3 protein-coding genes and 1 pseudogene are annotated in these 3,075 nt (G+C 72.5%); 2 read left to right on the plus strand and 2 right to left on the minus strand.

Features of this window, described 5'->3' with window-relative positions:
- Positions 1-1,204: outer membrane protein assembly factor BamB family protein (locus ACWD3D_RS35300; RefSeq protein ID WP_451464768.1), on the plus strand; the 1,204-nt coding region annotated here is incomplete at its 5' end.
- A gap of 119 nt (positions 1,205-1,323) precedes the next feature.
- On the opposite strand, the gene ACWD3D_RS35305 is transcribed toward ACWD3D_RS35300, so the two are convergent.
- Positions 1,324-1,932, minus strand: coding sequence for a hypothetical protein (locus tag ACWD3D_RS35305; protein ID WP_451464769.1), 609 nt, complete (start codon positions 1,930-1,932; stop codon positions 1,324-1,326).
- Positions 1,933-2,328: 396 nt separating this feature from the next.
- Here ACWD3D_RS35305 and ACWD3D_RS35310 point away from each other — a divergent pair, with 396 nt between their 5' ends.
- A complete protein-coding gene (locus ACWD3D_RS35310; protein WP_451464770.1) occupies positions 2,329-2,898 on the plus strand; it encodes a hypothetical protein in 570 nt (189 codons plus the stop codon).
- Between the two features lie 88 nt (positions 2,899-2,986).
- On the opposite strand, the pseudogene ACWD3D_RS35315 reads toward ACWD3D_RS35310, so the two are convergent.
- Positions 2,987-3,075: pseudogene (locus ACWD3D_RS35315) on the minus strand (GNAT family N-acetyltransferase); the annotation flags it as partial.

A 3,075-nucleotide genomic window follows, 5' to 3' on the forward strand; every position in this document is an offset into this window, starting at 1 on the left:
CTTCGACGCCGCCCATCTGCTGCCGCGGCGCTTCGTCAAGGCAGGGCTCCTGGCGCCCGCCGCGCCGGACCGCTGGCGTCCCTGGCGTTTCCGCATGTCCAACGACGTCTGGGGCACCCCGGTCGTCGCCGGCGGTCTGCTCTACGTCACGTCCTTCGAGATCCACGCGCTGGACATCGGCAACGGCCGCCGCCAGTTCAAGACGCGGGACGTGGCCTGGGCGATGGCCGTCGACGACGGGGTGATCCACGCCTCGGACGGCCCCTCCCTCTACGCGCTGGACGCCCGGGGCGGCACCGAACGGTGGCGGCGGCGGACCGACGCCTGGGTCTACTCCCTCAAGGCCGACCGGGGCACCGTCCTGACCGGGACCAGGGGCGGCGGCGTACAGGCGTGGGACGCGGCGGCCGGCGAACCGCTCTGGGAGATCAGCGGCGCCCAGACGGACTTCGAGACCGCGGAGGCCGGTCCGGCGCTCCACGAGGGGACCGCGTACGTCTGGAAGGACGCCCGGCTGCGTGCGCTCGACGCGCGTACCGGATCCGAGCGCTGGTCGTACCCCATCGGTGACGCGGCTTCCTGCGGCGGTGTCCCGGTCCGGGTGACTCCCGCGCCGGACGGCAACGTGTACATCGCCGCGGGCACCCGGGTTCTGGCCGTGGACAACGCCGCGGGCCATGTGCGCTGGCACTTCGAGGCGCCCGCCGTCTTCCTGTCGCCGCCCGCGTTCGCGCCCGGCCCGGCGGTGACCGGGGGCGGGGTGTACCTCGCCGACTACCTCGGCACGGTGTACGCGCTCGACGCCGCGAACGGCAAGGACCGCTGGCGCATCGCCACCGAGGCCCGGCACTCCATCGAGCCCGTACTGGTCGCCGGCGGGAACGTGCACGTCGGCAGCGGCAGCGCGCTCTACACCCTCGACGCGGTGACCGGCACCCCGAAGTGGCGGTTCGCGGCCGGCGGTGACGTGGTCGGCAGCCCGGTCGTCGCGGACGGACGGGTGCACTTCGGCTCCGCCGACCACGTCCTCTACACCCTGGACGCGGCGGGCGGCACCCTGCGCTGGAAGCTCGCCACCGGCGGCGAGATCACCGGCTCCCCGGTGGCCCGCGCCGGGGTCGTGTACGCGTGCAGCAAGGACCGGTGCGTCTACGCGCTGGACGCGCTGAAGGGCACGGGGACGGGGAACAACCGGGCCAGGTAGGCCGGGCCGGGCTGGTCGTGCGCCTCAGGGGGTTCTCGCCTCGGGGGCCGCGTCGCCTCGGGGTCCGTCGTGTTGCCGCGTCGCCTCGGGGCCCGTCGTGTCGGTGGCCTGCGTGCGTGTCAGTGGCCGTCGTGCCGACGCGGGTCCTCCGGGCCGGTGTACGGGTCCGGTTCCGGCTCGGGCAGCGGGCTCGTGTGGGCGGACGGGCCGGGCTCCTGCGTCGGGGGCCAGGTGTCCGGGTGTTCGTAGCCGGGCGTGGGGTAGGGCGCGGTGCGCGCGTCGTAGTCCGGCGTGCCCCCGACCCGGTCCCGCCGACGACGGCGTCCCGACATCACCAGAGACCCGATCAGCATCAGGATGCCGCCACCCAGGGCGAGTGCCACCCCCCATTGGAGCCCGGAACCGTCCGGGTCCACCGTCAGGCTTCCCGTCGCCTGGCCCTGCCGGACCATCCACAGCACGGTGAAGCCGAGCGTCACCACCCCGGCGAGCGCCACCACCAGCCGTGAGCGGAGCACGACCCCGACGAGGGTCAGCACCGCGGCGACCAGCAAGGGCAGGAAAAGGGAGAGCATCACCCCCGACGAGGTGGTGGTGATGCCTTCGAAGAGGTCCCGGACGCGGTAATCACGCCCGGGGCGGCCGTCGTACCAGTCGCGGAAGGGGCTCAGGACGGCGGCCGCCGCTCCGGCGAGAGCGATCACGGAGCCGAGGACGTTGCGGATCATCGTCAGCCTCCTGCGCGATTCGCGCGTACCTACCGACGGCGCACGCGCGGACACGTGCGTGACACTCTCGCGTTCGACGCTACGCCCGCCCCCGGGCCCCCGCGACTTTGAAGCGGAGCCACGGCTTCCGGCCTGCCCCTCGGGTCACTTCGGACGCGCCCGGCGCAGCTGCCCGGCTCACCGCCCCATGGGCCACTCCTGTCCTGTGGGTCACTTCCGGCCCGTTCCCCACATCATTTTTGGACCCGCCCCGCACACCATGACCAATCCGTGACAGGGTCATGACGCGCCAGGGGGCCCGCGCCCCGATGCTGGTGCGACAACGGGAACGTCCGGAGAAGGCGCCGGGAGAAGGCGCCACGAAGAAGAAGTCGAGACACGAGGGGGGCTGCATCCATGGTGCGGCAACAGATGAAACTGGCGGCGGTCCTGGCGGTGGTGGTACTCGCACTCACCGGATTCTCCACCTCCAGCCACGGCCACGGCCACAGCGGGTCGAGCCACGGCTCCGACGACGGGGGCGGGTGCTCCAACTCCAGGAAGAGCAACGGCTACAGCAGCGGAAGCACCACCGACGACTACGACGACGACTACGGCTCAAGCTCCGGTTCGTCCTCGGACTCCGCCACGGCCACGGACGAGCCGACCCCCGACCCCACCGCGGTGCCCACCACCGACCCGGGTGTCCGCGTGCTCAGGTGCGCCCGTCCGGCGGACGGTTCCCAGAAGGCGGTGACGTCCTCACTGGTGGAACTTTCCCCGGCCAACTACGGAACCGCCGAGGTCGACATCACCGTGACGTTCGCGGACTCCGCCTCCAACACGGTCGACACGGCTCACCTGCGGGTCGAACTGGACGCGTCCGAGTCGCTCGACCCCCAGGACTTCACGGTGCCGATGAAGAACCCGGGCAAGGTGGACGAGGTGTACGACTGCTACGCCTCCGCGGTGCTCGTCACCAGCTGACGTCCGGTCAACCGTAGCGGCGGGAGCGGCCGTCGGGTACGGATGCGCCGCACCGGACGGCCGCTCCGGATCGCCGCACCGGACGGCCGTCCGTCTGCGTCCGCGCTATCCGGGCGTTGCGCAGCACGCCCTCGCTGATGCAGCCGAGTTTCTGCGCGACCTGCTGGGAGGCGGTGT

This window comes from Streptomyces sp. NPDC002690 (genome assembly GCF_053592415.1).

Coding starts and splice junctions, on each gene's coding strand:
- ACWD3D_RS35305 (WP_451464769.1), bottom strand. CDS start 1,932: ATGATCCGCAACGTCCTCGGCTCCGTGATCGCTCTCGCCGGAGCGGCG.
- ACWD3D_RS35310 (WP_451464770.1), top strand. CDS start 2,329: ATGGTGCGGCAACAGATGAAACTGGCGGCGGTCCTGGCGGTGGTGGTA.